Here is a 25,968-nt window from a genome sequence, read left to right as displayed (position 1 = left end):
GCTATAGCTCCTCCTTGAAGGCGCGGTGCTGGAGGGAGTTGAAAAGTGTTGAAGCAAGGTCCAAGGACGTTTGAATCTTGGTCTCTTCAGCTCTGAGTGATGCAAGTTTATCGGCGTAGGCGCGTTGAAGTTCGACGGGTGGAATCGCTATCGGAATGGATTGAAACTCCTTCGCATTGATGTTGGCCATGCCCACAATATTCTTGCACATGCTGCGCAGCACCGCCTTTCCGTGAGTCGAATTCAAGTAGCCGCTAATATAGTGCGTATCTCCTCGTGCGTTCGCCCTCGCGCGGACAAGATACCCGGCAAAGGCCATCGGGTCCGTCTGGGTGACCACCGCAGTCTTACCGACGAGCTCTTTGCTATTGGTCCGGTTGAAAAGAAGGTCACCCGGGCGTGTCGTGTACTTCTCGAACTCCTTGTCGGACAGTTCAATGTGCTTTAGGTCGGACAAGTCGATGCGTCCGTCGTAGGTTACATTGCCCATGCGCAACATCGGCAAACCGAGCCCTTCGGAGTTTGCCTTGCCAGACGAGCCGTATTTCGCTTCCTTTAGTAGGTCGCCAATGACGCCCATTGGCCAACCTTTCGGGTTTGTCGCCGAGTCCCCAAACATCTCATGAAAAATCGCTTGGCCGAGGGTGTTCAGCTTGTCGAGGGCGCGGGAGCGGAGGCGGCGGAGCGCGTCTGCCTGATCCAGTATCCCTGCAATCCGCCTCTGCTCCTCCATGGGCGGGAGAAGGATTGAGTAAGACTTGAAGTCAGATACCCTGATATTTTTGATCCCAATTCCCGACGACGAACTCGCCCACGCCCGGAACTGGGAGGTTCTCAGATAATGGGCCAAGAAGCGAGGAAACACGATATCCGCTCGGGGTCGAACGGTCGCAAGAAATGCGCCGAATGACCCTTTCCACTCGGAATCGAGCATCGCGCTCTTTCCCAGAACGTTCGCACTTCCTGACGACATGCAAACCACGATGTCGCCCGGTTGCAAGCGTTGATTTTTTGAGACAAAGCTTTTATCGACAAAGACCAGATCGTCTTCGGTGTTAAGTTGATCGCCGATGTTCCCCGCGCGCAGCACGGGAACAAGGCCAGGAGCGGGCTTGTCGGAGGCATCGCCTTTGCTGAAGGTAACACCCCGAATGACATCGGCCGCAGTATCGAGATCGACGGTTGGCCACGTCATCTCAGCATCTCCTCAAGTCTATCCAGACCTTCGGTGATTTCGGTCTCGATCGCACGCAGTTCAGCGATGATCTCCTTCGGGGGTTGGCGGATGACCTCTTCGTGCTGCACCTCCTTGTACCGGTTCAGCGACAGGTCCCATGACCCCGTAGCCCGGATATCCTCCACCGGCACCATGAAGCTCTGCGCGGTGCGGGGGTGCTCGGCCTCGGCAGCAAGATTCCCCCAGCGAGCCAGGATGTCGGGCAGATTGTTCTTTTCATGCTCTGCCTCGGACAGCGGCTGAGCGGGCGTCGGCCCTTGCTTTTCGGGTGGAAGGAGATCGGCGCGTTTGTCATCGAGGCTGAGACCGTCGGCTGCCACGTCATAGAACCAGACATTCTCGGTGCCGCCGACGCCGGTCTTGGTGAAGAGGAGGATGGCGGTGGACACCCCCGCATAGGGGCGGAACACCCCCGAGGGCAGCTTGATGACCGCGTCGAGCTTGTGATCCTCGACCAACATGCGGCGAATGTCCTTGTGCGCGCCGGACGAACCGAACAGGACGCCGTCTGGCACAATCACAGCCGCCCTGCCTCCGGTCTTCAGGAGCCGCAGGAAGAGCGCGATGAACAGAAGCTCCGTCTTTTTCGTCTTGACCGTTTTCTGGAGGTCCTTGGCGGTCGCCTCGTAGTCGAGCGACCCGGCGAAAGGCGGATTCGCCAGCACCAGGGAATAGGCGCCCGCGTCCTTGGCGTGATCCTCGGCCAGGCTGTCGCGATAGGTGACGTTCGGGTTCTCGACACCGTGCAGCGTCATGTTCATGGCGCCGATGCGGAGCATCGTCGTGTCGAAATCGAACCCGTGGAACAGGCCTTCGTGGAAATGCCTCCGCAATGCAGGATCGCGCATCAGCTCAGGATGCTTCTCGCGAAGATACTCACCAGCGGCAACAAGGAAGCCGCAGGTGCCGGCGGCTGGGTCACAGATCACGTCAGTCGGCTTCGGCGCGGTCAACTCGACCATCAGCCTGATGATGTGCCGTGGCGTGCGGAACTGGCCGTTCTGGCCGGCGCTCGCGATCTTCGCCAGCATGTACTCATAGATATCGCCCTTGGTGTCGCGATCCTCCATCGGGATGCGATCAAGCTTCTCGACAACCTTGGCCAGGAGCGCCGGATTGGAAAACCCAAGCCGGGCGTCGCGCATCAGCTTGCCGTAGCTGGATTGGCTGCCGTTGAGCGCGCGCAGGAACGGAAAGACGTGTTCGTCGACCACGTCCATCATCTCGCGTGGCTCGAAATTCTTGAATCGCGACCAGCGAAGATCGTCGTAGGGGCGGCCCTTGTCGTCTCGCCCCTCCGGGAAGATGCGGCGCTCCATTGGAATCTTGAGCGTCTGGCTCTTGCGCTCTTCGAGAGTATGCAGGTCGTCCAGGCGTTTGATGAACAGCAGATAGGTCATCTGCTCCATGACAGAGAGCGGATTGGCGACTCCGCCTGCCCAGAAGTCGTTCCAGATGCTATCGATCTGGCTGCGGATTTCGCCGGTCAGCATGACTTGACCCACTTCATAATATTGTTCTTGCCCCTCAAGCCGACGTCTCCTCGTTTCACTTCGTAGCCTCAGCTAAGGCTGCATCAAATTCCGCGCGATTAGTTATGACGACAGGCGTCTCGTGCGGATTATCGAGAACGTCCGCCACGTCCAGACGTAACCGCTTTCTGAAGTAGTAGAGCAACGCCCGCCTGACCGGGATCGAAATACTGTCGTCGCGCATGCCGTAATCTTGCGCGATTATCTTTCGTTGATTCTCTCCGATCTTCGGATTTGGCGAAAGCTTCACGTCAAAGAAATCTGCCCACTGCTTATCATCTTCGGGTCGCGCCCCGGACTCCCCGAGCGATCGGGCCTCAAGGCATCGCGAGAGAAGGAAATCCTTGAACCTGTTGTCGATGTGACAGAACGCGCGGACGTGCCAGCGAAAGCCATCGCTGCCGAAGGCATGAGGGCTGATACGCCGCCAAAGGGGCTCCGGCCGCTGCTCGTTCATCGACTGATAAAGAACATCAACCGAAGCTTGGCCCCGGACCGCAGCCAGGATCATACGGAGGACAGCGATGTCCACCCGGCGATGCGGCACGGGCATGGTATCCACGCTCGGGGGATTGGTCAGCCATGTGCGGTCGCCATGAAGAGCGGGGTCAGCCGCAAACAGAAGTTGCGCAAGGTAGCGATCCGCGTCCGGTTTCAGGAAACGCGGCCTGAACGACTCGGTCGCGAAGTAGCGCTTCTCGCTGCGGTCATACCGCACATTGTCGGGCGCAAGCTCCTGATACTGGGTCAGGTCCTTGGACGCCTGCGGCACCGATACGCCGAAAAATCCGGTGATGTCTGAGCGGTTGATGCCGCCCTCCCAGAAGAGGCGGAACTCAATAAACTCAAGCCGTTGCTCGACCCCCCACCGTAGCTCTGAGCTACCAGCCGACATGCGCGCTCCGATCCGTATAGTAACTATATTGACAGTGAAATGCTGCCCGTATACTTTCTTATCTCATGAGGGAATCGCCGTCAACGCATTTGGAGAGAGTGATGTCGAAGAACGACCGATACGTGGTCAAACATCCGAAGGGATGGGCCGTGAAAGGTGCCGGCGCGGAGCGGGCCAGTAGCGTCCATCAGCGGCAAGCGGATGCCGAACGGGCGGCCAAGCAGGTCGTGGAAAACGCGGGCGGCGGCGAAGTGAGGATTCAAGGGCGCAACGGCCGTTGGCGGGATTCTGATACGGTTGCACCTGGCCATGACCCGAACCCGCCGCGCGACAAGAAACATTAGGAAGCGGCCGCCGGACGGGGAGAACAGATATGAGCGCGCAAACTGATCGCTTCACGATCCTCTCCTTGAGCGGCGGCGGCTACCTCGGTCTTTACACGGCGTCGGTCCTCGCAGCACTCGAAGAGAGCTACGGTGCCCCTATCGCCCGCCATTTTGACCTGATCGCTGGCACATCGGTCGGCGGAATTATCGCCTTAGGTCTGGCGAATGAAGTACCCGCCCAAGACATCAAAAAAGCGTTCGAGGACGACGGCACGACGATCTTTTCCGACCGTCCGGCGCCGCAAGGTTTTGCCGGCTCGCTTGTTGACCTGTGCCGCTATTGGTGGAAGCCGAAATACCGACCCGATGCCCTGAGGAACACCATCGTCCGTATTGTGGGCGCCGATACGCTCATTGGTCATTTGAAACATCCAGTCATTGTCCCGGCCGTCAACCTGACTAAGGGCGGGCCGCAGATGTTCAAGACCCCGCATCACGAGGATTTCCGCAGGGATCTGCACCTGAAGGCCGTCGATGTCGCCTTGGCGACCGCTGCGGCACCCACCTACTTTCCTATCGCCGAAGTCGGGGACGCGCTGTTCACCGACGGCGGGCTCTACGCGAACTCTCCCGACTTGCTCGCCGTACATGAGGCCGAGCATTTCTTTCAGAGACCGGCTGGCCAAGTTCGGCTGCTGAGTATCGGCACGACTACCGCGCAGTTTTCTTTTGCCCATGCGCACGGCCGAGAGCTTGGCGCCTTCGGGTGGATGCGCGAGCAGCGGCTTGTCAGCGTCATCATCGCTGCGCAGCAACATTCCGTCGACTTTATGATGAGACACCGTTTGGGCGAGCGCTACCTGCGGCTTGACGCGGTGCAGTCGAAAGAACAGGAGCGCCATCTGGCGCTCGACGTGGCAACGTCTGATGCCCAGAAAACCATCAAGGGTCTGGCGCAAGCCACTGTCCAGACCGCGCTTAACGCACCTCTCCTGAAGGAAATAATGTCAGGGCAAGCCCCAGCGCCTGCTTTCTACAATCTCGATACATTGAAGGGATGATTTTATGGGTTCCGCATCATCACTTTTTTACAGCTCGAACGACAAGGAGAAGCAGACGCTGCATCGGCGGATTACGCCATCTAGCGAGCAGTTCGAGGAACAGCAGGAACGCTGGAACGCCCTAGCCGATCACCTCACGACCGACCTGCGCGAAAGGAGCGGCTATTCGATCCGCACCTGGCTTCAGGGTTCATATAAGTTCGGAACGCAGACGCGCCCTGTCCGACTTGGCGAAGAGTTCGATATCGACCTCGGCATCTATTATGTGTGGAAGGGTTCGCGCGACGACGGAGACCACGATCCCCAAACGCTGAAGGGTTTCGTCAGGGACAGTCTTGTCGCCTATGCCGCGGACAATCCGGACGACGTTCTGGAGGTCGCCCCTTCCAAGTCCCGGTGCGAGCGCATCCGGTTCAAGGGCGACTTCCATATCGACGTGCCTGCATATCATCTTGAACCTGATTTGGACACGCGGTCGCTTGCGACCCGCGATGGCTGGGAAGACAGCGATCCGAAGGCCATCTATATCTGGTTCCGCGACTCGTTCGATGACATCGAGCGCGCCAAAGTGCGACGCCAGATCAGATATCTAAAGGCATGGGTCGCCCTCAAATTCGCTGAAACCGATCGGCCTTCGTCAATCCTTCTAACCGTCCTGATTGCGGAAGCGGCACGGGACTTGGGCCAACTTCTGGCCGATGATGAAGCTATGCGCGATCTCGTCGAACATATCACCGAGCGCCTTGAGGACGATTGGCAAGTACCTAATCCCGTTGATCCTGATGAAAACCTGGTCCGGATGTCCTCGCAGCAGATGCAAGTCTTCACCCGTGCGCTATCTGACCTGCTGGACGTTGCCAGCCGCGCCTGCGAGGCGGAAACCGACTTCGCCGCAGCCGACATCTGGCAGGAGGCGTTCGAGCATCTGTTTCCGATGCCGGAGGGGCAGCGGGCGCTGGTCGAAATGGCAAGGTGGCTGCCGGTAAGGTCGGTGATGCCCGAGATCAGGGTTACGGCGGTTTCTCGCAACAACCCGCAGGGCGGGCGGTTCACTGACATGAACCGGATCGGACCGATACCGAAAGACTGTGACATCTATTTCGAGGTCGTGAACCCGGGACAGCTTCCGGCGAACAACTCCGTCGCATGGATGGTGCGCAATGAGGGCGGCGAGGCTGAGAACACGAACGATCTTGGCCATTTTGCCGGGCTCGGCCTCACGGCCAATGAACGCTCGGCCTACCGCGGCACCCACTACATGGACTGCGTCGTGAAGGTCGGCAGCCAGACCGTCGCCATGCGACGCGTGCCTGTCACTATCGCGGGCATCACCATGCCCCGCCGGAACCCGGGCACCAGGCCCGACTACGTCCGCCTTCGCGGCAGAAGGTAGCAAGAATCCGATCGGCTGTACCGATAATCGCAAGCATCGGTTTGAACAAAGGATGGCATGAGCAAAATCAGCCTCTTTCTTTATTCTTACCTGGACAGAGCAAACGCTTGAGAGCCCTGGGGCTGCCTCCAGAGGAGGCATAGTGGAACGCCCGTGCGTATATGCGGATATTATCGGACAATCGGCTGCGATTGCTGTGAGAGGTTCTCACACGGTGGGAATGTGAGAACCTGCCTTTTATCGTGCCATAGAGGGCTATCGGCGGGGCAACTTCCGCAAACCTGAAAATTCTTGTGCGGTGATCGGCGGCTATGGGCGGCAATATCGCGCAATCGGCGGTGTTTGGCGGGCCATGCGGGATAGCGATGAGAACTATATCTACTCCATAGCCCTCTATAACCCACCAAATTAGGTGCAAAGCGCCCGCGGAGATAGCTTACACCTGTTCGGCTGCCGGGACGCTAGCGTGTGCCCCCTCGACGATGCTGTGCACACCACTGCATTCACCGCCGATCGATTGGTGCCAGCTTAAAAGCCGTAGATCCGTCACTGGCAATATTTCGGCGCGAATATTTACAAACAACAGTGACGCTTCCCGCCGGTCGCAGTAGAAGGCTATGGGGGGGGACCGTTCATCATGGCCAAGATCAAACCAACGCTAGCTTTCCAAGACACCGCGCAAATTGAGGCGAACTTAGAAGTCTTTGCCGCCTATCTAACCGGGCTCGACGATGATCTGGCCGCAGCTCTGACACCCGTGCTTACCGACCTGTCCGAGACTGCGATGAAGCGTGAGGAGATCTTGGACATCCTCATGGCCGCCCTGCTATCGGCTGAGGTTGAAGCGGCGGCCTTTGCCGCTGCGGACACATTGTCGGCTGACGAGACGAGCGTCTCTCCAGCAGTTGAAGGGGAGACATCTCCGCCTCCGTCAGTACCCGTCGCGCCGCCGATCGGCTGGTTTCTTGAGCAGCTTGAGATCGAAGGCTTTCGCGGGGTTAACAACCAAGGCGCACCACTCGTCCTGAAGTTCAAGCCGGACGCGGTAAGCTCGATTTCCGCACCAAACGGAGTTGGCAAGAGCTCGATCTTCGACGCCCTTACCTTTGCCCTCCGAAAATCCATCCCCAAACTCGATAATCTGGCCGCCGCTGAAAAGGGGCGCGACTATTATCTGAATCGATTTCACACAGGCGGCGTTGGGACGATCGCTCTCACCCTAAAGCCTACCGACGGATCTCCGTCGACGACAGTCACCGTCACCTTAGACTCCGCCGGCGCGAGGACCGTCAATGCGACGAACGGAGCCGATGGCGAAGCCCTGCTGAAGACACTTCATCGCGAGTTCGTCTTGCTCGATGGTACAACCTTCCAGCGCTTCATAGACGACACGTCGCTATCACGCGGCCGGAACTTCGCCGGCCTGCTGGGACTATCCCGCTACTCGGCACTGCGCGGCGCGCTAGACACCTTGGCCAACACCAGATCCTTCAATAATCACTTTGATCGGTCAGCGGTTCTGGCGCGTCGGGATGCCGCTGCCAAGGCGATCCGCGACTTGGCTCCCCGCATTGCAGCCGACTACGAGGCACTGATAAAAAAGCCGCTGGAGCCGGCAGCTTTGCAGCCGGAAATTGAGTCCGCCTGCCACGGCGCACTTCAGAGCATTCCCGCCTTAGCGCAGCATTGCGATGGAAAGGCCTTTGGCGAGATCGACCTTGATGCCTGCATAAATACGATCGTCTCGGAGGAAGGTGGCGAAAAGAAAACACGCCACGGCGAGCTTGTTCGCAAGGTTTCCGACTTCACCACGGCGGCTGGCAAGGGGCCATCGGAAGAGGACGTCGGGGCGCTAGCGGATATCACGAGCCGACGGGACGCCGCCGTGGCTCAGACCTCGGGCGATCTTCTCAACGAACTCTACCGGGTGACTGAGAAAGTGCTGACCAGCGGGTCATGGGCCAACCCGGACATCTGCCCTGCCTGTGAACGGCCCGGCGATGGCGCGGTTCTGGACCTGGTCCGGACCCGGATCGCAGAATACGAGAAGGTGGACGAGGAGACCCAGGCGGCCATGACTGCTTGGGCGACGAACGGTTGGTCCGACCTAGGATCGCTGTTCTCTGCCCACCTTGAGGAGGCCGACGCTGCTCAAGCGAAGCAGCTATGCGCCAAAGGCGCGAAGGGTGAACTTTCGGCGGCCGAGCTTGCGTCCTTATCCGGCCTTCGCATAACGCTCGCCACGCGTCTCAAGACCCTGATTGGTGAAGCTCAGACGGAGGCGGACGAGCTAGCCAAGGTGCTGCCGCCGTCCTTGGTCGCCGCGACCACCGCCGTCGAGACTGCGCGACGCTTGCAGACAGCTTGGCGAGACGCGGCTGACCAGGAAATGGTCAGAGCCGCCGCTGACGCCCAGGAAGCCAGGATCGCCCGGCTCAAGACATTTGTGGATGGGGCCAACGATGCTTTCGCAGTCGCCGAGAGCGCCATGGCCACCCAACGGCTGGAAAAAGTCCTGCCGGTTTGCCGGGACCTGTTCAAAGCGATCATGGGGCAGTCCGTCGTGCCTGCTTTGGCTAAACGTGCGGGAACGGAAGAACTGGCCATCAGTCTTTCTGCCTTCTGGTCACTACAGGATGTCTCGGCCCAGGCGCTGCTGTCGGAAAGCTTCCGGAACGGCTTTGCTGTGTCGGTCTATTTGGCTGCCGCATCCCTCTACGGCGGAGCCCCTAAATTCATGATCCTCGATGATGTTACTTCCAGCTTGGACGCGGGGCATCAGCTCAATCTTGTCGACGTCATTCGCCTTCAATTCGCCCGTCCGCGGGTCGCCGATGGTCCACAGATCATCCTTTTGAGCCATGACACGATGCTGGAGAAGCTGTTCAACGCTCACAACGGCAGCACGGAATGGCAGCACCAGCGACTCGAGGGCACGCCGCAGATGGCGGTGCTGCCTCAATCGGGGGCAATCAACAAAGTCCGAGACGGCACCAACGACCTACTTAACCAAGGCCGGGCAGCGGACGCGGCGCCATTCATCCGGCAATATCTTGAATATCAACTCGGCAATATCATCACCCGCTGCAAGATACCGGTGCCATTTGACGTGGCGTATAATGACGACCAGAAGATGGTAGGGCGACTCCTCTCCGCGATCCAAGACGCTGTCAAACTTCACAAGAAAGCAGGCGATCTCGTGCTCGACTCCGCCCAAGAGACCGCGCTTGAGCAGCGCGGAATGACAATTTCGAGCAACTTCATTTCCCACTGGGCGACAGGCAGCACCGGTGCTTACTCAGCCGTAGCCCTTCAGACCGTAATGTCAGCAATTGATGCGCTGCAAGATTGCTTCATGCATCAGCCTGACCCAACCAAGCCTAAAATCTTCTACCGATCACTATCGCAAAAGTAGCCTATGGTCAGCGATCCATGTTTCCGCACGGTCTCCTCGCGTGCGGAGTTTGCACGTTTGGACAAGCTAGATAGTAGTAATTCCGAATCGGTGAAGGATGCCAAAGGTGTCACCATGGGCCATTGGAACTGAAGGCGCTTAGGAATTCGATGCCTTTCGGCCTCGCTGTTCGGGTCCCGATCAATGATGTTGAATGCTACGTAGTAGGTCCGCGTTCTTGTATCGAGCATTAAGGGCCTGCCGGATTAGAAGTCCTCGGTGTTCTGGCATTGATTGGGATAGCCCGAGCAGCCCCAAAATTTCACATGCGTCGTATGGTTCTCGCGGATCTTCATTGATCTGCCGCAGGCGGGACAGGTCTTGCGGGCAAAGACGCGCTGATCTTTCGCAATCGCCATCACCCGAACCTCTCCGGCGCCGTTGGCGTTGAGAATGCGCGCACACTCTCTCGTCGTTTCGCCTGTGGTGTAGACGTCGTCGAGCAGCAGGATCTTTGCGCCGCCCCAAGTGTAGTCGGTGTCGAAGGCACCCTTAATCGCTTCTGCGCGCTCCAGCGCATTCATCTGTTTGTAGCCTTCGACCTCCTTGACGGTCTTCAGTCCATTGAGTTCGACCTCGATGTCCTCATCGAAGTGGTCGGCTGCGCTTTCGAGCACCTCCTTGAAGCGGTTGCGCTCGTGCGACGGCTTCATGGGCACCGGAACGATGCAATCGGGCGTCCAGTCGAGAAGATCGACCGCTTGGCCGACGCACTCACCAAGGATTTTCGCTTGGCTGTCGTCATTTTTCAGCGACAACACCGCCGCGCTCAACGAGCTGGTCGCGTGTCGCGGATCAGAAGCGGTGAAGTAGCGGCCAAGCGCATAGACGACGGGTTCGTCGTCACAATGGAGGATGGAGCCCCAATGACTGTGAAATGGCCATTTGCTGGTCAGGGCTTCGCCGATGTAGCAACGCCCTCCGATGCGGTCACGGCGCAGCAGCGTCGAAGCCTTCGACATGAAAATGTCAGGTGCGCTCGACGAAAGTTCGAAAATCGAGGTCGGTCCCCAGCGGACTGCAACCGAAGACAATCCGGCATGGTATGCGGCCTCAACGTCTCCGACGTCGTCACCGATGTAGAGCGACTCTCGGCTAGCGGCCACGCCGAGACGCCGCAGTGCTTCCTGGATCGGTTCCGGATCGGGCTTGTGGTTTTCGGTATCGCCGTAGCTTACCAGCACGTCGTAGGGGATGCGGAACTGCTGCAGGACAGCCGTCGCATACCATTCAGGCGATGAGGTAACGATACCGACGGTCTGTCCGTCTGCTTTGAGCAGGCCAGGAAGTTCGTGCGGGGCCGCGCGGCCCTGCGCGGGGAACGGCCGGATCAGATGCATATTCTGCCGGACGTTTTCCCACATCTGGAAGCGACGCATCTGGGCAAGGGCCGAGCTGTCGACAAGCGTCATATCGAGGTCGAACAAAAACACGCCAGGCATCGTCAGAGCATCGACATCTGTGCGGGCGTTGTCGAACGCGAGGTAGGCGCTTCGTCGCCAGCGCTGCTAATGCGCGTTTCCAGTAAATCGAGCATGGAGGAGTAATCCTCCCTGCTGGCGAGGGGTACTGCCACCGGCCGGTTGCGATAGCGCTCAACCAGTATCCGCCGATATTCGCCCTCGGCGCGCGCAGCATCGGCGAACTGCATCGCCGGGAGCTGCGTCATCGCCAGAATACCTTGACTCTTGGGCTCAGCGGCGTGGCGCCCCTGCGGTACGGGAGCGAACAGTAGGCGGTTTTGTTGGATCGTGAAGCGGACGGTATGCATTGAGCCTCCCTTGATGTCCGTCTGCATGACGAAAGTTGCGATCGACAGTCCACTCTGGAGTCGGTCTCGCTGCACGAGATTACGCGGAGACGGTGGCACGCCGAAAGGCTGCTCGCTGACAAGCGCACCACCACTCTCAAGGATCTCGTCCGCGAGCTTGGCATTTTGCTTCGGATATATCCCGTCAAGACCGCCAGCCATCACAGCGATGGTTTGACCACCATGGCGCAAGGCTGCCTTATGGCTCAGAGTATCAACGCCGATAGCCAATCCACTAACGATCGCCCATTTTGACCCGGCCAGTGCCTCCACGATCTTGTCGCTGACGATCTCCCCGAACTCGGAGGGCTCGCGCGTACCGATGCAGGCGACGCTGCGACGGCACGGTAGCTCGCCCTTTACGAACAGGATGGGAGGGCGATCGGAGAGCGAGCGAAGCGCGTCGGGATAGTCCGCGTCGAATATGGAAAGAACACGCACGCCGCGCCGGTCAGCTTCGTCGAGCACTCGTTGCGCTTTCTCGCCGGCATGAACGATGGCGGTCGGCTCGTGGAGGCTCTGGGCGATAGCAGCCGAGACGACGGACCGGAGCTTTGAGGGTTCGGCTTCGATGATCGCATCGAGGATGGCGAAGCGCTCGGCAAGGCGTTCAGCTGTGGCTGGGCCGATGCCACGCAGGGCCGTGAGTGTGAGAATGCCGGCTGCGGTTCGTGTCTCGGTGCCGATCATGAATTGAAGCGCCTTTCTATATATGTAGCCTGTGTTCGGCGTCCTTTAGCGATAGCCTCGCAATGGTTGGGAGAGGGATAGGTCATCCGCGTCCTCCCGCCTTGACGAGAGACGCCTTTCGAGGCGATGTGATTGTAGCGACTCCACCAAGCACATGGATACGCACGGCCGGATGCTTTGGAAGTCTGACCGTCAGTTCAAGCTCACCACCGACAGCCTCGATATAGCTGCGAAGCGTCGATAGGTACATGTCAGCCTGATTCTCAATTTTGGATACGGATGGTTGCTTGATCCTCAGCGCAGCCGCTACATCGGCTTGGGCCTTCCCAGCTATCTGGCGTAGCGCGCGCAACCCTTCCACCTCCCGCACGAGTTCCGCATGCCGCGCATCGACCCGTTCGCGGTTTTCCGTCGGGAATGAGGCGGTAACTTCATTAAGACTGCGGCCCATTGCAACTCGCTCTTTGGTGTTGGCAACCACGCTGCCGTAGAACCGGAAACGTGGAAACCTGGGGTTCCGAAGCAGGTGATCTAATGCGAGCTACCTTGTGTCGAGAGTCACGCAAAGCTGCGTTTCGCCCACTCCCGCTCGTGCTACAGAACGCCCTCGATGTCTGGAACAAACATCAAATTTTCTCAGCGAGAATAGCTTGCAAGCTATGTTTGGTCAATGACCTTGGTGGAAACCGATTTTTGCCGCGCCGGTCTAGTAGCCACATTACTGGCGGATCGGGGGAGTTAGCAGGCTCGCGGATTTACGAAGTGATGCGGGGGAAAGCGTTCCCCCCTGGTCGGCACTGGCGTTGCCGACGCACCCCCATCAGCGGGGAGACCCCGCAACGCCCCCTGAGAGTGAGAGTGCGGACGGGTTTTCCGTGACGGGTTGAGGGCTGGAAGAGAAGCTTCCGGCGCCCGTCGCGGAGCAATCCCGATGGCCAGATATGATCGCGGCGCGCGCACCGGCGCTGACCGCACGAACCTCTACGACGACATCACCAACAAAATCATCGCCGAGCTGGAGCAAGGCCGCCTGCCATGGGTGCAACCTTGGGGCGCGTCGCCCGCTACCGCACCGCTCGGCCTCCCGAAAAACGCTTCCACCGGACGCACCTATTCCGGCATCAACATTCTCCTTCTCTGGGGCGCGGTCATCCAGCACGGCTTCCCCGGCCAGAGCTGGCTGACCTTTCGCCAAGCGCTGTCGCTCGGCGGCAATGTCATGAAAGGCGAGCGCGGCACCACCGTCGTCTATGCCGACCGCTTCACGCCCGAGGACGAGAAGCGCCGCGCCCGCGAAACCGGCGACGACGCACAGTCCATCCCGTTCTTGAAGCGGTTCACCGTCTTCAACGCGGCGCAATGCGAAGGCCTGCCCGACGACATCGCCATCGTTGCGCCACCACCGCCTCCGTGCCTGATCGAGCCGAAGGTCGAGGCGCTGATCCGCGCCACCGGCATCGACTTCCGCATCGGCGGCGATCGCGCCTTCTATGCGCCATCGCAGGATTTCGTGGTGGTCCCGCCGCCACAAGCGTATTTCGAGCCGATCAACTGGCACCGGACGGCGCTGCACGAAATCGGTCACGCCAGCGGCCATCACAGCCGTCTCAACCGGGATCTAACCGGCTCTTTCGGCTCGAAGAAATACGCCTTCGAGGAAATGATCGCCGAACAGATTTCGGCCTTCAGTTGCGCTGCCCTAGGCATCGTTCCGACCGTCCGCCATGCCGATTATATCGGCTCGTGGCTGGAGGTCATGCGCGAGGATTCCCGCGCCATCGTCCGCGCCGCCTCGCAGGCGAGCAAGGGCGCAGACTGGATACTCTCGTTCCTGCCAGAGGCGGACAGCGGCTTTGCAGCCGAAGACGAACAGGAGGCCGCGTGATGAACGCGCAGGCCTTTCCCGGTTTCGCGCCCGATCCCGCGCAGTCGGCCGACATCCGCACGGGATTCCACGGTATTCGTGGCGTGGTTTATCTGCACCGCTCCGCCGTGCCGCTCGACCAGGCCGATCTTTCGACAGCGGCCGATCATGGTCAGCTCGATCTCTGGCCAAATCAGTGTGAAGGCATGTGCGGGGTCTGAAGCGCCGTAAATCTTTACAACCGTAAAGCCGGGCTTCCGGCTTTACGACTCTCCGGTTCCGAGGCCCTACCTTCTTAGAGTGAGAGGGCGGGGCTTCGCTTCGTGACGGGTTTGAGATCGAGAGAGAGGCTCTCGGCGCTCGTCGCGGAGACTACCACGATGGCTACTGCCGTTCAGAAAATCACCCTGTCGCCTTCGCGTGACATCCCCTTCAACAAGCTGATCCTCAGCCAGTCGAACGTCCGGCGCATTAAGGCTGGCGTGTCGATCGAGGAACTGTCGCAGGACATCGCCCGGCGCGGTCTGCTTCAGGGTCTCAATGTGCGCCCCGTCGTCGATGACGATGGCGCGGAGACCGGCATGTTCGAGATTCCCGCCGGTGGCCGCCGCTACCGGGCACTGGAACTGCTGGTGAAGGCCAAGCGCCTCACCAAAACCGCGCCGGTGCCGTGCATTGTGCGCGAAGCCGGTTCCAGTATTCTGGCCGAGGATGACAGCCTGGCCGAGAATATCCAGCGCGCGCCGCTCCACCCCCTCGACCAGTATCGCGCCTTCCAGGACATGCGCACCAAGGGCATGTCCGAGGAAGAGATCGCCGCGGCCTTCTTCGTCTCGGTGAATGTGGTGAAGCAGCGCCTGCGCCTCGCTGCGGTCGCGCCCTCGCTGCTCGACCTCTATGCCGACGATGGCGTGACGCTCGAACAGCTCATGGCCTTCACCGTCAATCCCGATCATCCCCGGCAGGAACAGGTCTGGGAGGCGATCAAGGATAGCTGGTCGAAGGAACCGCATCAGATCCGCCGTATGCTGACTGAGACGACGGTGCGTGCGAGCGACAAGCGGGCGCAATTCGTCGGCGTCGATGCCTATGAGGCCGCCGGCGGCATCGTGCTCAACGACCTGTTCCAGTCCGACGACGGAGGCTGGTTGCAGGATGTCGCGCTGCTCGACCAACTCACGGACGACAAGCTGAAGGCCGAAGCCGTGGCCATCGCCGCCGAGGGCTGGAAATGGGTCGATGCGCGTGTCGAGGTTCCCTACGGCTATGGTCACGGACTGCGCCGGCTGATCGGCGCCACCACGCCCTTGACCGAGGAGGAACAGGCCAGTTTCGACGCGCTGACGGCGGAATATGAGGCGCTGGAAGCCGAATACGCCGAAGCCGAGCAATATCCCGACGAGGTGGATGAGCGGGTCGGCGAAATCGAAACCGCGCTGACCGCGTTCGAGGATCGGCCCGTCATCTACGATCCGGCCGAGATCGCCCAGGCCGGTGTGTTCATCAGCATTGACCGCGAAGGCCGCCTGTCGGTGGACCGCGGCTATGTCCGTCCCGAAGACGAAAAGCCAGTGACCGTCGATGGCGACGAGAATTCCGAAGGCGTCGAACCCGATGGCGCATCGTCCTCGACCCCGGCGGTGCAGCGCGCGGTCATCACCGTGGGCGGGCAGCCGACCGAACCCGATGAGGAGGAGGATGTCATCAAGCCCTTGCCGGAACGACTGGTCGCGGAACTGACCGCGCACCGGACGCTGGCGCTGCACGATGCGCTGGCGAACAATCCCCATGTCGCCATGACCGCGCTCCTGCATCGGCTGGTGATGGAGCGCTACCACTATTCCGCGCCGGGCGGATGCCTGGAAGTCGGCGTGCGTCATCACTTCTTCTCGTCGCAGGGCACGGACCTGAAGGACAGCCCTTCGGCAAAGGCCATCGAAACGCGCTATGAGGACTGGAAGGCGGACCTGCCGACCGATGACGATGCGCTTTGGGACTGGATCGCCGCGCTTGACGACGCCAGCCGCATGGCGCTGCTCGCCCATTGCGTCGCCTATGGGGTCAATGCTCTCTACGAGAAGCCCAATCCGTTCAGCGGCAACGGCATCTCGCAGCACGGGCTGGAACGCCGGCTTGCCCAGGCCGACCGGATGGCGCGCGCGACCGGCCTCGATATGGTCGAGACTGCGGGATGGCGGCCGACCGTCGAGAACTATCTCGGCCGCGTCACCAAGCCTCGCATTCTTGAGGCCGTGCGCGAGGGGGCCGGCGAACGCGCTGCGTCCCTGATCGAGCATCTGAAGAAAGGCGACATGGCCAAGGAGGCCGAACGCCTTCTGGCCGATGCCGGCTGGCTGCCCGAACCGCTGCGCCTGTTCGAGCCGGAACAGCCCTCGGTCGATGCGGACGCGCAGGACGACATCGAGGCACTGCCGGACTTTCTCGCCGGTGACGACGAGGATGAAGTCTATGCCGATAATGACACGGCCCATCTTGTCGCCGCCGAATGATCTCGCCGAGGGGCGGCTTCGGTCGCCCCTTCTTTCCGCACCTCGACCTATCGGGCCTGGCATCCGCCGGGCCTTTCTCGTTTCTGGAGACAATTCCCATGTCCGCACATATCATTCACGACACCGCGCCTCTCGGCGCTCTGATCCGCTACACCGACCATGCCCCCAAGCCTCCCGCGCGCTTCACCAAGAAGCTCGCTGCCTGGGAACGGCGTAACGGAGTTGGCCGGCTGGTGAAGAAGGATTCGGCGCGCGAGCGCCCGACCTATTCTTCTCCGGCTTCGATCACCCTGCACGAAGGCAATTTCGCCAGCGCGGGTGTCATCCTCGTCACCGTCATGCGCACTCATTCGGTCGATAGCGATCTGACCTTCGAGATCGTCGAGCGGCCCGCCATCGGCATGGTTCGTGTCCTTCAGGACTTCGGCGGCAACAGCGAATTGCTGCACCTCGCCGAAAGCCGGGAGGCTGCCGAACTGTGGTTGGCGAAGAACCGACATAGCGCGGCACGTCTCGAAGACGTGACGGCCGATGAGGTCGGCGCCGATGTCGCCCAAGGTCGCGCCGCCGCGTGATCCACAGTGGGCACCCGCAATCGCGATCATACCCCTCGGCCCGGTCTTCTGCAGGAGGCCGGGCCTTGTTTTTTCAGGAGGCTTTCATGCCCATCACCATCGACGAAATCTTCACCCAGGATCGGGAGAACCATCCGACGGAGCGGACACTGCCCTGGGAGGAAAGCCGCGACGGCATCACCGTCGTTGTGGAACCCAAACCCCATTGGGCCGAAGACATGCGCGTCTTCCGTCTCGATGCACGCGAGCATTGCCGCTACGCCGAATGGGCTGACCATGGCGGCCGGGCGCGCTTCTATGGTCATATCGACACGTCGGGCGACGATCTGATGATGAAAGCGCGCGCCATGATCGCCCGCGAAATCGCCGATGGGCTTTGGGGCTGAAGGCCGGGCCGCGAGATGCCCCCGCCACGGGGATGAGGTTTCTCGCCTGGACGGGTTCATATCCAGCTTCACCATGGAGTTTGTCGTCCTGTGTCCAGGCAAGCGGCAGCCATCCCGGCCAGAAGGGAACACGATCCTGATGCCAGCATGGTGGCAAGGCTGGCGCGGCAGAGCATCTGCAACGGGTATCCGGCATCCTGTCAGATGCGAAGCACCACCCCCGCTTCCATTCGCTAACCTTGGTCCGATCCGCCTCTTTGACAATCAACCCGTGAAGGGTCGGCTTACGCGAGCGTGCCGCCCTCGGGGATTCGGTAAGAATCCGAACGCCCTCGGGTGATTGCAGATCCGGTCAGACACTTCGGGCGCCTGTCGCGCGGGGGATGGTCCCCCGCCTCCAAAGACAGGAGCCGGAACCCATGTCCTATGCAGATGCCACCGCCTTCGCCGCCAGCCTCGCCACCACGCTGATGGTCTCGATCGTCGTGTTCCAGGCCGGGGACGGCACCCACGCCGCTTGCCCCGCCGCCGAGTTCGACGGCGACGACGACATGGTGAAGCTGGAGCTGGACCCGTGGGAATAAGGCGCGGGAGCGCCTCATCCCCGGCGGCCCGAACGCGACACCCGCGATCGGGCCTTCAGCCTTGCGATGGTCGCCCATCGCCGGCAGCGGAACCGGGGACGAAACCCCGGTCAGAGAGGAAGAGTGCGGGCCGTTCGGCCGTGACGGGTTGAGGGTCGGAGAGAGAGGCTTTTCGGCGCCCGTCATGGAGTGATCCCGATGACCTTTGCCCGTTCCGAAACCTTCCGTTCCATCGGTCATATTCTGGCTGCCGATGTTCTGCCCGCGCTTTATCGGGCGCAAAAGCTGCCGCTGCGCATCTCGTGCCTCGGTGTGGCCAGCTATGACGCCAGTGACGCGGCGAACAGTTTCGACCGCATGATCCCCCTCGGGGAGTGCCCGTCGCCGGAGGAAGCCATGCGTTCCGCGGCCCTGCGCCTGTCGAGCGGCGACATATGCGCCGGGCCGGACAGTTTCCCGCATTTCATCCCGCGCATCATGCTCATTCAGGACCGCGATCAGCGCCTGGCCCTTGCGGGCGAAATCCGCGCGGGCGTCATCCTCTGGCAACAGCCGGTCGCCTCGGATGCAGAAGCCCGCCGGATCGTGACCGAGGCCAGCCGTTTGCGCGGCATGGCCTTCAAAACACCGGCCCCGACCGATGCCCGCGCCTTGCGCTACCGCGCCGCTGTGCTGGAGGCCCGGCTGGTCGATCCCTTCTGGCGCGAAACCTCGGCCGACCTGCTTCGATTGCCGCAAGCGGCGTGATCTTCCCCCAATCCCCGTCATCACGCCCGGTCCCGTGCCGGGATTTCTCGTTTCAGGAGGCTGACATGGCCAATTATTTCACCCATTTTTCCTGCCTGCTCGACGTCGGAACGCATGAGAATGCTGTCCGCGCCGTCGCTCTCTACAATGCGCTGCCCGAAGAAAGCAGCGCCGACGATCCCCCGGCCAACAGGTTCCTGCTCTCGATCCAGCCCGAGCACGACGGCACGCAGCTCTGGATGCACGACGATGACACCGGCGATCCCGAGCATGTCATCCGGTTCGTCATGCGTTGCGCCGCCACCTTTGGTCTGACCGGGCGATGGGGAATGCAATGGGCCAATAGCTGCTCCAAACCCCGCCTCGACGGGTTCGGTGGCGGGGCGCATGTCCTCGATCTCGCCACCGGCGAGACGGTGGACTGGATCGATACCGATGGCTGGCTGTCCTCTGTGCTGGAAGGGAGAGATCCCTATGCCTGAGATCATCGAAACCACCGTCTATCGCTTGGGCGAGCTTTCCCATGCGGCGAAAGACAAGGCCCGCGCCTGGTATCGCGAAGGCGGCTTCGACTACGACTGGTATGATGCCGTCTATGAGGATTTTCAGCACATCGCGGAAATCCTCGGCGTCGATTTCAAGACGCGCACTGTCCGCCTGATGGGCGGGGGAAGCCGGCAGCAGCCGTGCATCTGGTTCCGGGGCTTCTGGTCGCTAGGGGACGGCGCCTGTTGGGAGGGCCGATACGGCTACCGCAAGAACGCATCGGCCGAGATCAGGACTTATGCGCCCAAGGACACGGAACTGCACGGCATCGCCGATGCTTTACAGGCGATCCAGCGACGCAACTTCTATCAGCTCCGCGCCGATGTCAGCCATCGTGGCCACTATTATCACGAATACTGCATGGCGATCTCGATCGAGCGCGATAGCCCGACATATCAGGACATGACCGCCGATGCCGAGGAGGTGGTTATCGAGGCGCTCCGCGATCTCGCCCGGTGGCTCTACCGCCAGCTTGAGCGCGAATTTGACCATCTGTCTTCGGACGAGGCGGTCGATGAGACCATCGTCGTCAACGACTATACTTTCACCGAATCTGGCCGACGTTTCGGATGATGACGACAAGCGCCCCACCATTCGGTCGGGGCGCTTTTTTCGCGCCGGCATTTGAGAGGAAGAGGAAGGCCGGGACGGGTTTGAGCCAGTGCGGTCGAGAGAGAGCGCTGCGCGGCTCGATCCTGTCCCGCTCTCCGAGGTTCATCCCATGTCTCACGCTTCCGCCGCCGTGGCCCTTCCGGCCGCAATCATCACGCCTGCCGCCGATACCGGCGCTGCCGTCCATCAAGCGGCACTCCTCCTGCTCCCCCATCTCGAACGCGGCCAGCGCGTCGATGCCGCCATGCTGCGCGGTGCGATGGAAACCGCCTTCGGCGCCTCCGATGCCACCGGCGCCTGGAACTGGAAGACCGCCTATGAAGCCTGCGAGGCGGCGACGGTGCTCTTCCTGCGCAAATACGGAAAGGCGCTTTTCCGTAAAGCCGGGTCTCCGGCGACCAGCCTGCCGCTGCTCGCGAAGATCGCGGGCCTCTTGCCCACGCACACGCGCCGCTCCGAAGAGAGCCAGGCCTTCCAGCAGTTCTCGACGCCGATCCCGCTCTGCCTGATCGCTGCAACCGCCGCCGCTATCACGCCCGCTGACCGCGTTCTCGAACCCTCGGCGGGGACGGGTCTGCTCGCCATCCTGGCCGAGATCGCCGGCGGCACGCTGATGCTGAACGAACTGGCCGACACCCGCGCCGATCTTCTCGCGCATCTCTTTCCGGTCAATCCCGCAACCCGCTTCGACGCGGCTCAAATCCACGATCACCTCGATCCCGGCATCGTGCCGAGCGTCGTGCTGATGAACCCGCCATTTTCGGTGATGGCCAATGTCTCCGGCCGAATGGCCGACGCCGCCTATCGCCATGTCGCCTCGGCACTGGCGCGTCTGGCCGATGGCGGGCGGCTCGTCACAATCACCGGATCGAGCTTCGCTCCTGACATGCCGGCCTGGCGGGACGCCTTCATCCGGCTTCAGGACCATGGCCGCGTGGTCTTCACCGCCGCGATCGACGGTGCGGTCTATGCCAAGCACGGCACGACTATCGACACGCGGCTGACCGTCATCGACAAGCGCCCTGCCGACGATCCTGTCGTCTTCCCGGCTTCGCTCGGGATCGCACCCGACGCCGCCACCCTGATGGGCTGGGTCGGCGAGCATGTTCCGCCGCGCCTGCCGGTCGATCCAGCTATCTCGGTTCCTGTCGCTACCCCGGCCGCGCCGAAAACCGTTCGCGGCTATCTCGCCCGCGCCGCCACATCCGCGCCTATTCGTCCCGCCGTCGAACCCGAGGGCGTCGAACTGGCCTATGAGACCCTGGACTGGACCCCGGCCGAGGACGGCCGAATCACCGATGCCATCTATGAAGAATACGGATTGCAGACGATCCGTATTCCCGGCTCTCAAGCCCATCCGACCAAGCTGGTGCAATCGGCCGCCATGTCTTCGGTTGCGCCGCCCAAGCCAAGCTATCGGCCGCGCCTGCCGACCAGCATCGTCACCGACGGCATCCTGTCCGACGCGCAGTTGGAGACCGTGATCTATGCGGGCGAAGCCCATTCGGACTTCCTCGCCGGTTCATGGACGCTGGACGAGACTTTCGATGTCGTCTCGGCCGCGCCGGACGATGCGCCCAACGCCGTGCGTTTCCGACGCGGCTTCATGCTTGGCGACGGCACCGGCGCCGGCAAGGGCCGCCAGTCGGCCGGAATCATCCTCGACAACTGGATGCAGGGCCGCCGCAAGGCCGTCTGGATTTCCAAATCCGACAAGCTGCTCGAAGACGCTCAGCGCGACTGGTCGGCGCTCGGCATGGAACGCCTGCTTGTCACGCCTCTGTCACGCTTCTCGCAGGGCAAGGACATCCGGCTCCCCGAGGGCATCCTGTTCACGACCTACGCCACGCTGCGCTCCGATGAGCGCGGCGAAAAGGCGTCCCGCGTGCGCCAGATCGTCGATTGGGTCGGCACGGATTTCGATGGCGTCATCATCTTCGATGAAAGCCATTCCATGCAGAATGCGGCGGGGGGCAAGGGCGAACGCGGCGACGTCGCCGCCTCGCAGCAGGGCCGTGCCGGGCTTCGCCTCCAGCACGCGCTGCCCAACGCCCGCATCGTCTATGTCTCGGCCACCGGCGCGACCACGGTTCACAATCTCGCCTATGCCCAGCGGCTTGGTCTCTGGGGCGGCGAGGATTTCCCATTCTCGACCCGCGCCGAATTTGTCGAGGCGATCGAGGCCGGCGGCGTCGCGGCGATGGAGGTTCTCGCCCGCGATCTGCGTGCGCTCGGCCTCTACACCGCCCGCTCGCTCTCCTATGATGGCGTCGAATATGAACTGGTCGAACACCAGCTCACGCCCGAGCAGACGCGCATCTACGATGCCTATGCCGGGGCCTTCGCCGTCATCCATAACAATCTCGACGCCGCCATGGAGGCCGCCAACATCACCGGGGGCGGCAGCGGCTCGGGCACGCTGAACCGGCAGGCCAAGTCCGCCGCCCGCTCGGCCTTCGAGTCTGCCAAGCAGCGCTTCTTCGGCCATCTGCTGACCTCGATGAAAACGCCGACCCTGATCCGCTCGGTCGAACGCGATCTGGCGGACGGCCATGCCGCCGTGATCCAGATCGTCTCGACGGGCGAAGCCCTGATGGAACGCCGGCTCGCCGAGCTTCCGGCCGAAGAATGGAACGACGTCCGCGTGGACATCACCCCGAGGGAATATGTTCTGGACTACCTCGCCCATTCCTTCCCGGTGCAGCTCTACGAGCCGTTCACCGACGACGAGGGCAACCTGTCGTCGCGGCCCGTCTATCGCGACGGCCAGCCCGTCGAAAGCCGAGAAGCGGTCGCCCGCCGCGACCGGCTGATTGAGAAGCTGGCATCGCTGCCGCCCGTTCCCGGCGCACTCGACCAGATCGTCCAGCGCTTCGGCACCGACCTCGTGGCCGAGGTGACGGGGCGCTCTCGCCGCATCGTTCGCAAGACCAGTCCGGGCGGGGTCGATCGCCTTGCCGTCGAGAACCGCGCCGGATCGGCGAACCTCGCGGAAACCGCCGCCTTCATGGATGACAGCAAGCGCATCCTGATCTTTTCGGATGCCGGCGGGACGGGCCGGTCCTATCACGCCGACCTCAACGCGAAGAACCAGCGCCTGCGCATCCACTATCTGCTGGAGCCGGGCTGGAAGGCCGACGCCGCCATTCAGGGGCTGGGCCGCACCAACCGCACCAATCAGGCGCAGCCGCCGCTGTTCCGGCCGATCTCGACCGACGTAAAGGCTGAGAAGCGGTTTCTCAGCACTATCGCCCGCCGTCTCGACACGCTGGGGGCCATCACGCGCGGCCAGCGCCAGACCGGCGGACAGGGCCTGTTCCGCCCCGAGGACAATCTGGAATCGCACTACGCCCGCGACGCGCTGCGCCAGCTCTACATGCTGCTCGTGCGGGGCAAGGTCGAAGGCTGCTCGCTCCAGAAGTTCGAGGACGCCACTGGCCTGAAGCTGATGGACGACACCGGCATCAAGGACGAGCTTCCGCCGATCACCACCTTCCTCAACCGTCTGCTGGCCCTGACAATCGAACTACAGGGCATCCTCTTCACGGCGTTCGAGCAATTGCTAAACGCCCGAATCGAGGGCGCCATCGCGTCCGGCAGCTATGATGTCGGACTGGAGACGTTGCGTGCCGAGAGTTTTGTCGTCACCGACCGGCAAACCATCCATGTCCATCCGGCCACCGGCGCCGAGGCGCGGCTGCTCACCATCACGCAGCGCCAGCGCAATCATCCCGTCACGCTCGCCGAGGCGCTCGACCTGGCCGCCGACCGGCGCGCGAAACTGCTCATCAATGAGCGGTCGGGCCGTGCGGCCGTTCAGATCCCGACCACAAGCGTCATGCTCGACGATGGCGAGATCGAGCGGCGTATCCGGCTGGTCCGGCCGATGGAGGCGCACAATATCCCGATCAAGATGATGGACGAGACCCATTGGGTCGAGGCCGATCACGCCCCGTTCGCTGCGGCATGGAGCGCCGAGGTGGCCGAAGTGCCGGAATTTGCGGACAGCACCATCCATGTCGTCAGCGGCCTGCTGCTCCCGATCTGGAAGCGCCTGCCCAACGACTCGACGCGGGTTTACCGGCTCCAGACCGATGACGGCGAACGCATTGTCGGCCGCCGCGTCTCTCCGGCCTGGGTCGCGGCCGCCACCACCACCGGCACATCGACGCTGACGCCGGATGACGCCTTCATGGCGCTGATGGATGGCAAAACGGTTCTCGATCTCAGCGAGGGCCTTCAGCTTCGCCGCAGCCGGGTCATGGGCGCGAACCGCATCGAGCTGTCCGGCTTCACCGACACCATGCTCGACCGTCTGCGCGCCTATGGTCTCTTCCACGAAATCATCTCGTGGAAGCTCAGGATGTTCGTGCCGACCGATACCTCCGGCCCGGCCATCCTCGCAAAAGTGCTGGAGCGCTATCCGGTCCAGCGCATCGGCGAACGCGAGGCTGCGTAAATGACCCGCGAAAACGCCTCCGAACTCGCGCAACGTCTCGGCCGGCAGGCCGAGGCGGTGTGCAGGCACTATCTCTCCAACGGCCGACGTCAGGGCCGCTACTGGACCGTGGGCGACGTGCGCAATACGCCGGGCCGGTCGATGTTCGTGCGTCTGACCGGCCCGGACACCGGCAAGGCCGCGGTCGGGCATTGGACCGATGCCGCAACGGCTGAATATGGCGATCTGCTCGACGTGATCCGCGAAAGCTGCGGCCTGATCGAGTTTCGCGATGTCGCCGACGAAGCCCGGTCTTTCCTCAGTCTGCCGAGGCCCGAACCTGATCCGCAATCGCGGACCCGGCCGGAAAAGGCGCCAGGCGGATCGCCGGAAGCATCCCGTCGTCTCTTTGCGATGTCGGGACCGATCGGCGGCACCGCCGTAGAAGCGCATCTGCGTAACCGTGGAATTACGGCTTTGCACGAAACCGGAAACCTTCGGTTCCACCCGCGCTGCTACTATCGTCCCGAGGGGCATGGGCCGACCGAGACATGGCCCGCGATGATCGCTTCCGTCACCAACCTCGGCGGCTCCCAGACCGGCGCGCATCGCACCTGGCTTCGGCCCGATGGTCGCGGCAAGGCGCCTGTCGAAACACCGAGGCGGGCGATGGGTCATCTCCTGGGGCACGGCGTCCGCTTCGGCAGGGCGCAGGATGTCCTGGCGGCCGGCGAAGGCATCGAGACCGTGCTGTCTGCCCGCTCGGGTCTGCCAAGAATGCCGATGATGGCGGCGCTATCTGCGGCGCACCTTGCCGCCATCCTGTTCCCCGCGTCACTGCGTCGGCTTTATGTCGTCCGCGATAACGATCCGGCTGGGAATGGCGCGCGAGATACGTTGGTCGAACGGGCGCGCAGCGTCGGAATCGAGGCTGTGGTGCTGTCGCCGATGCTGGGCGACTTCAATGAGGATCTGCGGGCGTTCGGCCTCGATGCGCTCCGGGCAGCCTTGCAGGTTCAGATGATCCCCGAGGACGTCAGCCGGTTTTTCGCGGGGTGAGTGCGGGATCGGTCAGGCAGGGAATGAGCCACGTCACCCTGAAACCTGCCGCAGTCGGTCGTGGTGCTCGCCACCCATGTCGAGAAAGCCGCAGCCCAAGGCCTTCTGAGAGGGCGATCGGCCCACAAACGGGCCGGTCGGGCAATGGCCGCGCCCTGGCTAATTTCCGCCGGCGGCAGAGCCGCCTTTGCATCGCGAAACAAATTAGCCGTGCCCGGCCATCAAGGTCCTCGCGAAGACGCGAGGACT

The 25,968-nt window shown here is 61.9% G+C and carries 21 protein-coding genes; 15 read left to right on the top strand and 6 right to left on the bottom strand.

Going from position 1 to position 25,968, the window contains the following annotated elements; genetic code table 11:
* Position 1 precedes the first annotated feature (1 nt).
* The 3 genes from PAE61_RS09475 to PAE61_RS09465 are packed head-to-tail and all read right to left on the bottom strand — an operon-like array spanning position 2 to position 3,664.
* Positions 2–1,195 (bottom strand): restriction endonuclease subunit S, encoded by a 1,194-nt coding sequence (locus PAE61_RS09475; RefSeq protein ID WP_271115047.1) that lies wholly within the window; start codon positions 1,193–1,195, stop codon positions 2–4.
* Positions 1,192–2,730: a type I restriction-modification system subunit M gene (locus PAE61_RS09470; RefSeq protein ID WP_271115046.1), complete on the bottom strand. Its 1,539-nt coding sequence runs from the start codon at positions 2,728–2,730 to the stop codon at positions 1,192–1,194. The genes PAE61_RS09475 and PAE61_RS09470 overlap by 4 nt, the downstream gene beginning before the upstream one ends.
* Positions 2,731–2,785: 55 nt before the next feature.
* On the bottom strand, positions 2,786–3,664 hold the full coding sequence (locus PAE61_RS09465; RefSeq protein WP_271115045.1) for a BrxR family helix-turn-helix transcriptional regulator: 879 nt from the start codon (positions 3,662–3,664) through the stop codon (positions 2,786–2,788).
* Positions 3,665–3,765: 101 nt separating this feature from the next.
* Here PAE61_RS09465 and PAE61_RS09460 point away from each other — a divergent pair, with 101 nt between their 5' ends.
* From PAE61_RS09460 to PAE61_RS09445, 4 genes are all read left to right on the top strand, one after another.
* Positions 3,766–4,008, top strand: a complete 243-nt coding sequence (locus tag PAE61_RS09460; protein WP_189487960.1) for a DUF2188 domain-containing protein — start codon at positions 3,766–3,768, stop codon at positions 4,006–4,008.
* A 29-nt stretch (positions 4,009–4,037) separates the two neighbouring features.
* Positions 4,038–5,051: a CBASS cGAMP-activated phospholipase gene (locus PAE61_RS09455; protein ID WP_271115044.1), complete on the top strand. Its 1,014-nt coding sequence runs from the start codon at positions 4,038–4,040 to the stop codon at positions 5,049–5,051.
* A 4-nt stretch (positions 5,052–5,055) separates the two neighbouring features.
* On the top strand, positions 5,056–6,444 hold the full coding sequence (locus tag PAE61_RS09450; protein ID WP_271115043.1) for a CBASS cGAMP synthase: 1,389 nt from the start codon (positions 5,056–5,058) through the stop codon (positions 6,442–6,444).
* A gap of 637 nt (positions 6,445–7,081) precedes the next feature.
* On the top strand, positions 7,082–9,859 hold the full coding sequence (locus PAE61_RS09445) for an AAA family ATPase (RefSeq protein WP_271115042.1): 2,778 nt from the start codon (positions 7,082–7,084) through the stop codon (positions 9,857–9,859).
* Between the two features lie 245 nt (positions 9,860–10,104).
* Here the strand turns inward: PAE61_RS09445 and PAE61_RS09440 are convergent, their stop codons facing one another.
* The 3 genes from PAE61_RS09440 to PAE61_RS09430 all read right to left on the bottom strand — a co-directional run bounded on the left by PAE61_RS09440 (position 10,105) and on the right by PAE61_RS09430 (position 12,849).
* Entirely contained in the window at positions 10,105–11,331 is a 1,227-nt protein-coding gene (locus tag PAE61_RS09440; RefSeq protein WP_271115041.1) for an HAD-IA family hydrolase, read from the bottom strand.
* 11 nt (positions 11,332–11,342) lie between these two features.
* The gene (locus PAE61_RS09435) at positions 11,343–12,398 is read right to left on the bottom strand and encodes a DNA-processing protein DprA (RefSeq protein ID WP_271115040.1); all 1,056 of its coding nucleotides are present in this window, start codon (positions 12,396–12,398) and stop codon (positions 11,343–11,345) included.
* Between the two features lie 82 nt (positions 12,399–12,480).
* The gene (locus tag PAE61_RS09430; protein ID WP_271115039.1) at positions 12,481–12,849 is read right to left on the bottom strand and encodes an XRE family transcriptional regulator; all 369 of its coding nucleotides are present in this window, start codon (positions 12,847–12,849) and stop codon (positions 12,481–12,483) included.
* A gap of 480 nt (positions 12,850–13,329) precedes the next feature.
* On the opposite strand from PAE61_RS09430, the gene PAE61_RS09425 reads away from it, so the two are divergent.
* From PAE61_RS09425 to PAE61_RS09375, 11 genes are all read left to right on the top strand, one after another.
* Positions 13,330–14,283 carry an ArdC family protein gene (locus tag PAE61_RS09425; protein ID WP_271115038.1) on the top strand — a complete coding sequence of 318 codons (954 nt, stop codon included), beginning with the start codon at positions 13,330–13,332 and terminating at the stop codon, positions 14,281–14,283.
* Positions 14,283–14,483: a hypothetical protein gene (locus PAE61_RS09420; protein WP_271115037.1), complete on the top strand. Its 201-nt coding sequence runs from the start codon at positions 14,283–14,285 to the stop codon at positions 14,481–14,483. The genes PAE61_RS09425 and PAE61_RS09420 overlap by 1 nt, the downstream gene beginning before the upstream one ends.
* A 159-nt stretch (positions 14,484–14,642) precedes the next feature.
* Entirely contained in the window at positions 14,643–16,772 is a 2,130-nt protein-coding gene (locus tag PAE61_RS09415) for a ParB/RepB/Spo0J family partition protein (RefSeq protein ID WP_271115036.1), read from the top strand.
* 98 nt (positions 16,773–16,870) lie between these two features.
* Entirely contained in the window at positions 16,871–17,347 is a 477-nt protein-coding gene (locus PAE61_RS09410; RefSeq protein WP_271115035.1) for a UCP036055 family protein, read from the top strand.
* Between the two features lie 86 nt (positions 17,348–17,433).
* Entirely contained in the window at positions 17,434–17,733 is a 300-nt protein-coding gene (locus tag PAE61_RS09405) for a hypothetical protein (protein ID WP_271115034.1), read from the top strand.
* A 419-nt stretch (positions 17,734–18,152) separates the two neighbouring features.
* Positions 18,153–18,317: a hypothetical protein gene (locus PAE61_RS09400; protein ID WP_010335706.1), complete on the top strand. Its 165-nt coding sequence runs from the start codon at positions 18,153–18,155 to the stop codon at positions 18,315–18,317.
* Between the two features lie 198 nt (positions 18,318–18,515).
* A complete protein-coding gene (locus PAE61_RS09395) occupies positions 18,516–19,064 on the top strand; it encodes a hypothetical protein (protein WP_271115033.1) in 549 nt (182 codons plus the stop codon).
* Positions 19,065–19,129: 65 nt separating this feature from the next.
* Positions 19,130–19,546 (top strand): hypothetical protein, encoded by a 417-nt coding sequence (locus PAE61_RS09390; RefSeq protein WP_271115032.1) that lies wholly within the window; start codon positions 19,130–19,132, stop codon positions 19,544–19,546.
* Entirely contained in the window at positions 19,539–20,183 is a 645-nt protein-coding gene (locus tag PAE61_RS09385) for a DUF8835 domain-containing pootine (protein WP_271115031.1), read from the top strand. The genes PAE61_RS09390 and PAE61_RS09385 overlap by 8 nt, the downstream gene beginning before the upstream one ends.
* 148 nt (positions 20,184–20,331) lie before the next feature.
* Complete coding sequence (locus tag PAE61_RS09380; protein ID WP_353620392.1) at positions 20,332–24,681, top strand: strawberry notch-like NTP hydrolase domain-containing protein; 4,350 nt, start codon at positions 20,332–20,334, stop codon at positions 24,679–24,681.
* Entirely contained in the window at positions 24,682–25,719 is a 1,038-nt protein-coding gene (locus PAE61_RS09375) for a DUF7146 domain-containing protein (RefSeq protein ID WP_271115030.1), read from the top strand. It abuts the gene before it with no gap.
* Positions 25,720–25,968: the final 249 nt, after the last annotated feature.

Source organism: Paracoccus aerodenitrificans (genome assembly GCF_027913215.1).
Lineage (GTDB): Bacteria > Pseudomonadota > Alphaproteobacteria > Rhodobacterales > Rhodobacteraceae > Paracoccus > Paracoccus aerodenitrificans.
The sequence above is the reverse complement of the archived record's forward strand: the minus strand, read 5'-3'. Positions and strand labels throughout refer to the sequence as shown.

Coding starts and splice junctions, on each gene's coding strand:
- PAE61_RS09390 (WP_271115032.1), top strand. CDS start 19,130: ATGGCCAATTATTTCACCCATTTTTCCTGCCTGCTCGACGTCGGAACG.
- PAE61_RS09400 (WP_010335706.1), top strand. CDS start 18,153: ATGTCCTATGCAGATGCCACCGCCTTCGCCGCCAGCCTCGCCACCACG.
- PAE61_RS09375 (WP_271115030.1), top strand. CDS start 24,682: ATGACCCGCGAAAACGCCTCCGAACTCGCGCAACGTCTCGGCCGGCAG.
- PAE61_RS09465 (WP_271115045.1), bottom strand. CDS start 3,664: ATGTCGGCTGGTAGCTCAGAGCTACGGTGGGGGGTCGAGCAACGGCTT.
- PAE61_RS09405 (WP_271115034.1), top strand. CDS start 17,434: ATGCCCATCACCATCGACGAAATCTTCACCCAGGATCGGGAGAACCAT.
- PAE61_RS09410 (WP_271115035.1), top strand. CDS start 16,871: ATGTCCGCACATATCATTCACGACACCGCGCCTCTCGGCGCTCTGATC.
- PAE61_RS09455 (WP_271115044.1), top strand. CDS start 4,038: ATGAGCGCGCAAACTGATCGCTTCACGATCCTCTCCTTGAGCGGCGGC.
- PAE61_RS09450 (WP_271115043.1), top strand. CDS start 5,056: ATGGGTTCCGCATCATCACTTTTTTACAGCTCGAACGACAAGGAGAAG.
- PAE61_RS09470 (WP_271115046.1), bottom strand. CDS start 2,730: ATGCTGACCGGCGAAATCCGCAGCCAGATCGATAGCATCTGGAACGAC.
- PAE61_RS09385 (WP_271115031.1), top strand. CDS start 19,539: ATGCCTGAGATCATCGAAACCACCGTCTATCGCTTGGGCGAGCTTTCC.
- PAE61_RS09430 (WP_271115039.1), bottom strand. CDS start 12,849: ATGGGCCGCAGTCTTAATGAAGTTACCGCCTCATTCCCGACGGAAAAC.
- PAE61_RS09415 (WP_271115036.1), top strand. CDS start 14,643: ATGGCTACTGCCGTTCAGAAAATCACCCTGTCGCCTTCGCGTGACATC.
- PAE61_RS09475 (WP_271115047.1), bottom strand. CDS start 1,195: ATGACGTGGCCAACCGTCGATCTCGATACTGCGGCCGATGTCATTCGG.
- PAE61_RS09380 (WP_353620392.1), top strand. CDS start 20,332: ATGTCTCACGCTTCCGCCGCCGTGGCCCTTCCGGCCGCAATCATCACG.
- PAE61_RS09425 (WP_271115038.1), top strand. CDS start 13,330: ATGGCCAGATATGATCGCGGCGCGCGCACCGGCGCTGACCGCACGAAC.
- PAE61_RS09460 (WP_189487960.1), top strand. CDS start 3,766: ATGTCGAAGAACGACCGATACGTGGTCAAACATCCGAAGGGATGGGCC.
- PAE61_RS09435 (WP_271115040.1), bottom strand. CDS start 12,398: ATGATCGGCACCGAGACACGAACCGCAGCCGGCATTCTCACACTCACG.
- PAE61_RS09395 (WP_271115033.1), top strand. CDS start 18,516: ATGACCTTTGCCCGTTCCGAAACCTTCCGTTCCATCGGTCATATTCTG.
- PAE61_RS09445 (WP_271115042.1), top strand. CDS start 7,082: ATGGCCAAGATCAAACCAACGCTAGCTTTCCAAGACACCGCGCAAATT.
- PAE61_RS09420 (WP_271115037.1), top strand. CDS start 14,283: ATGAACGCGCAGGCCTTTCCCGGTTTCGCGCCCGATCCCGCGCAGTCG.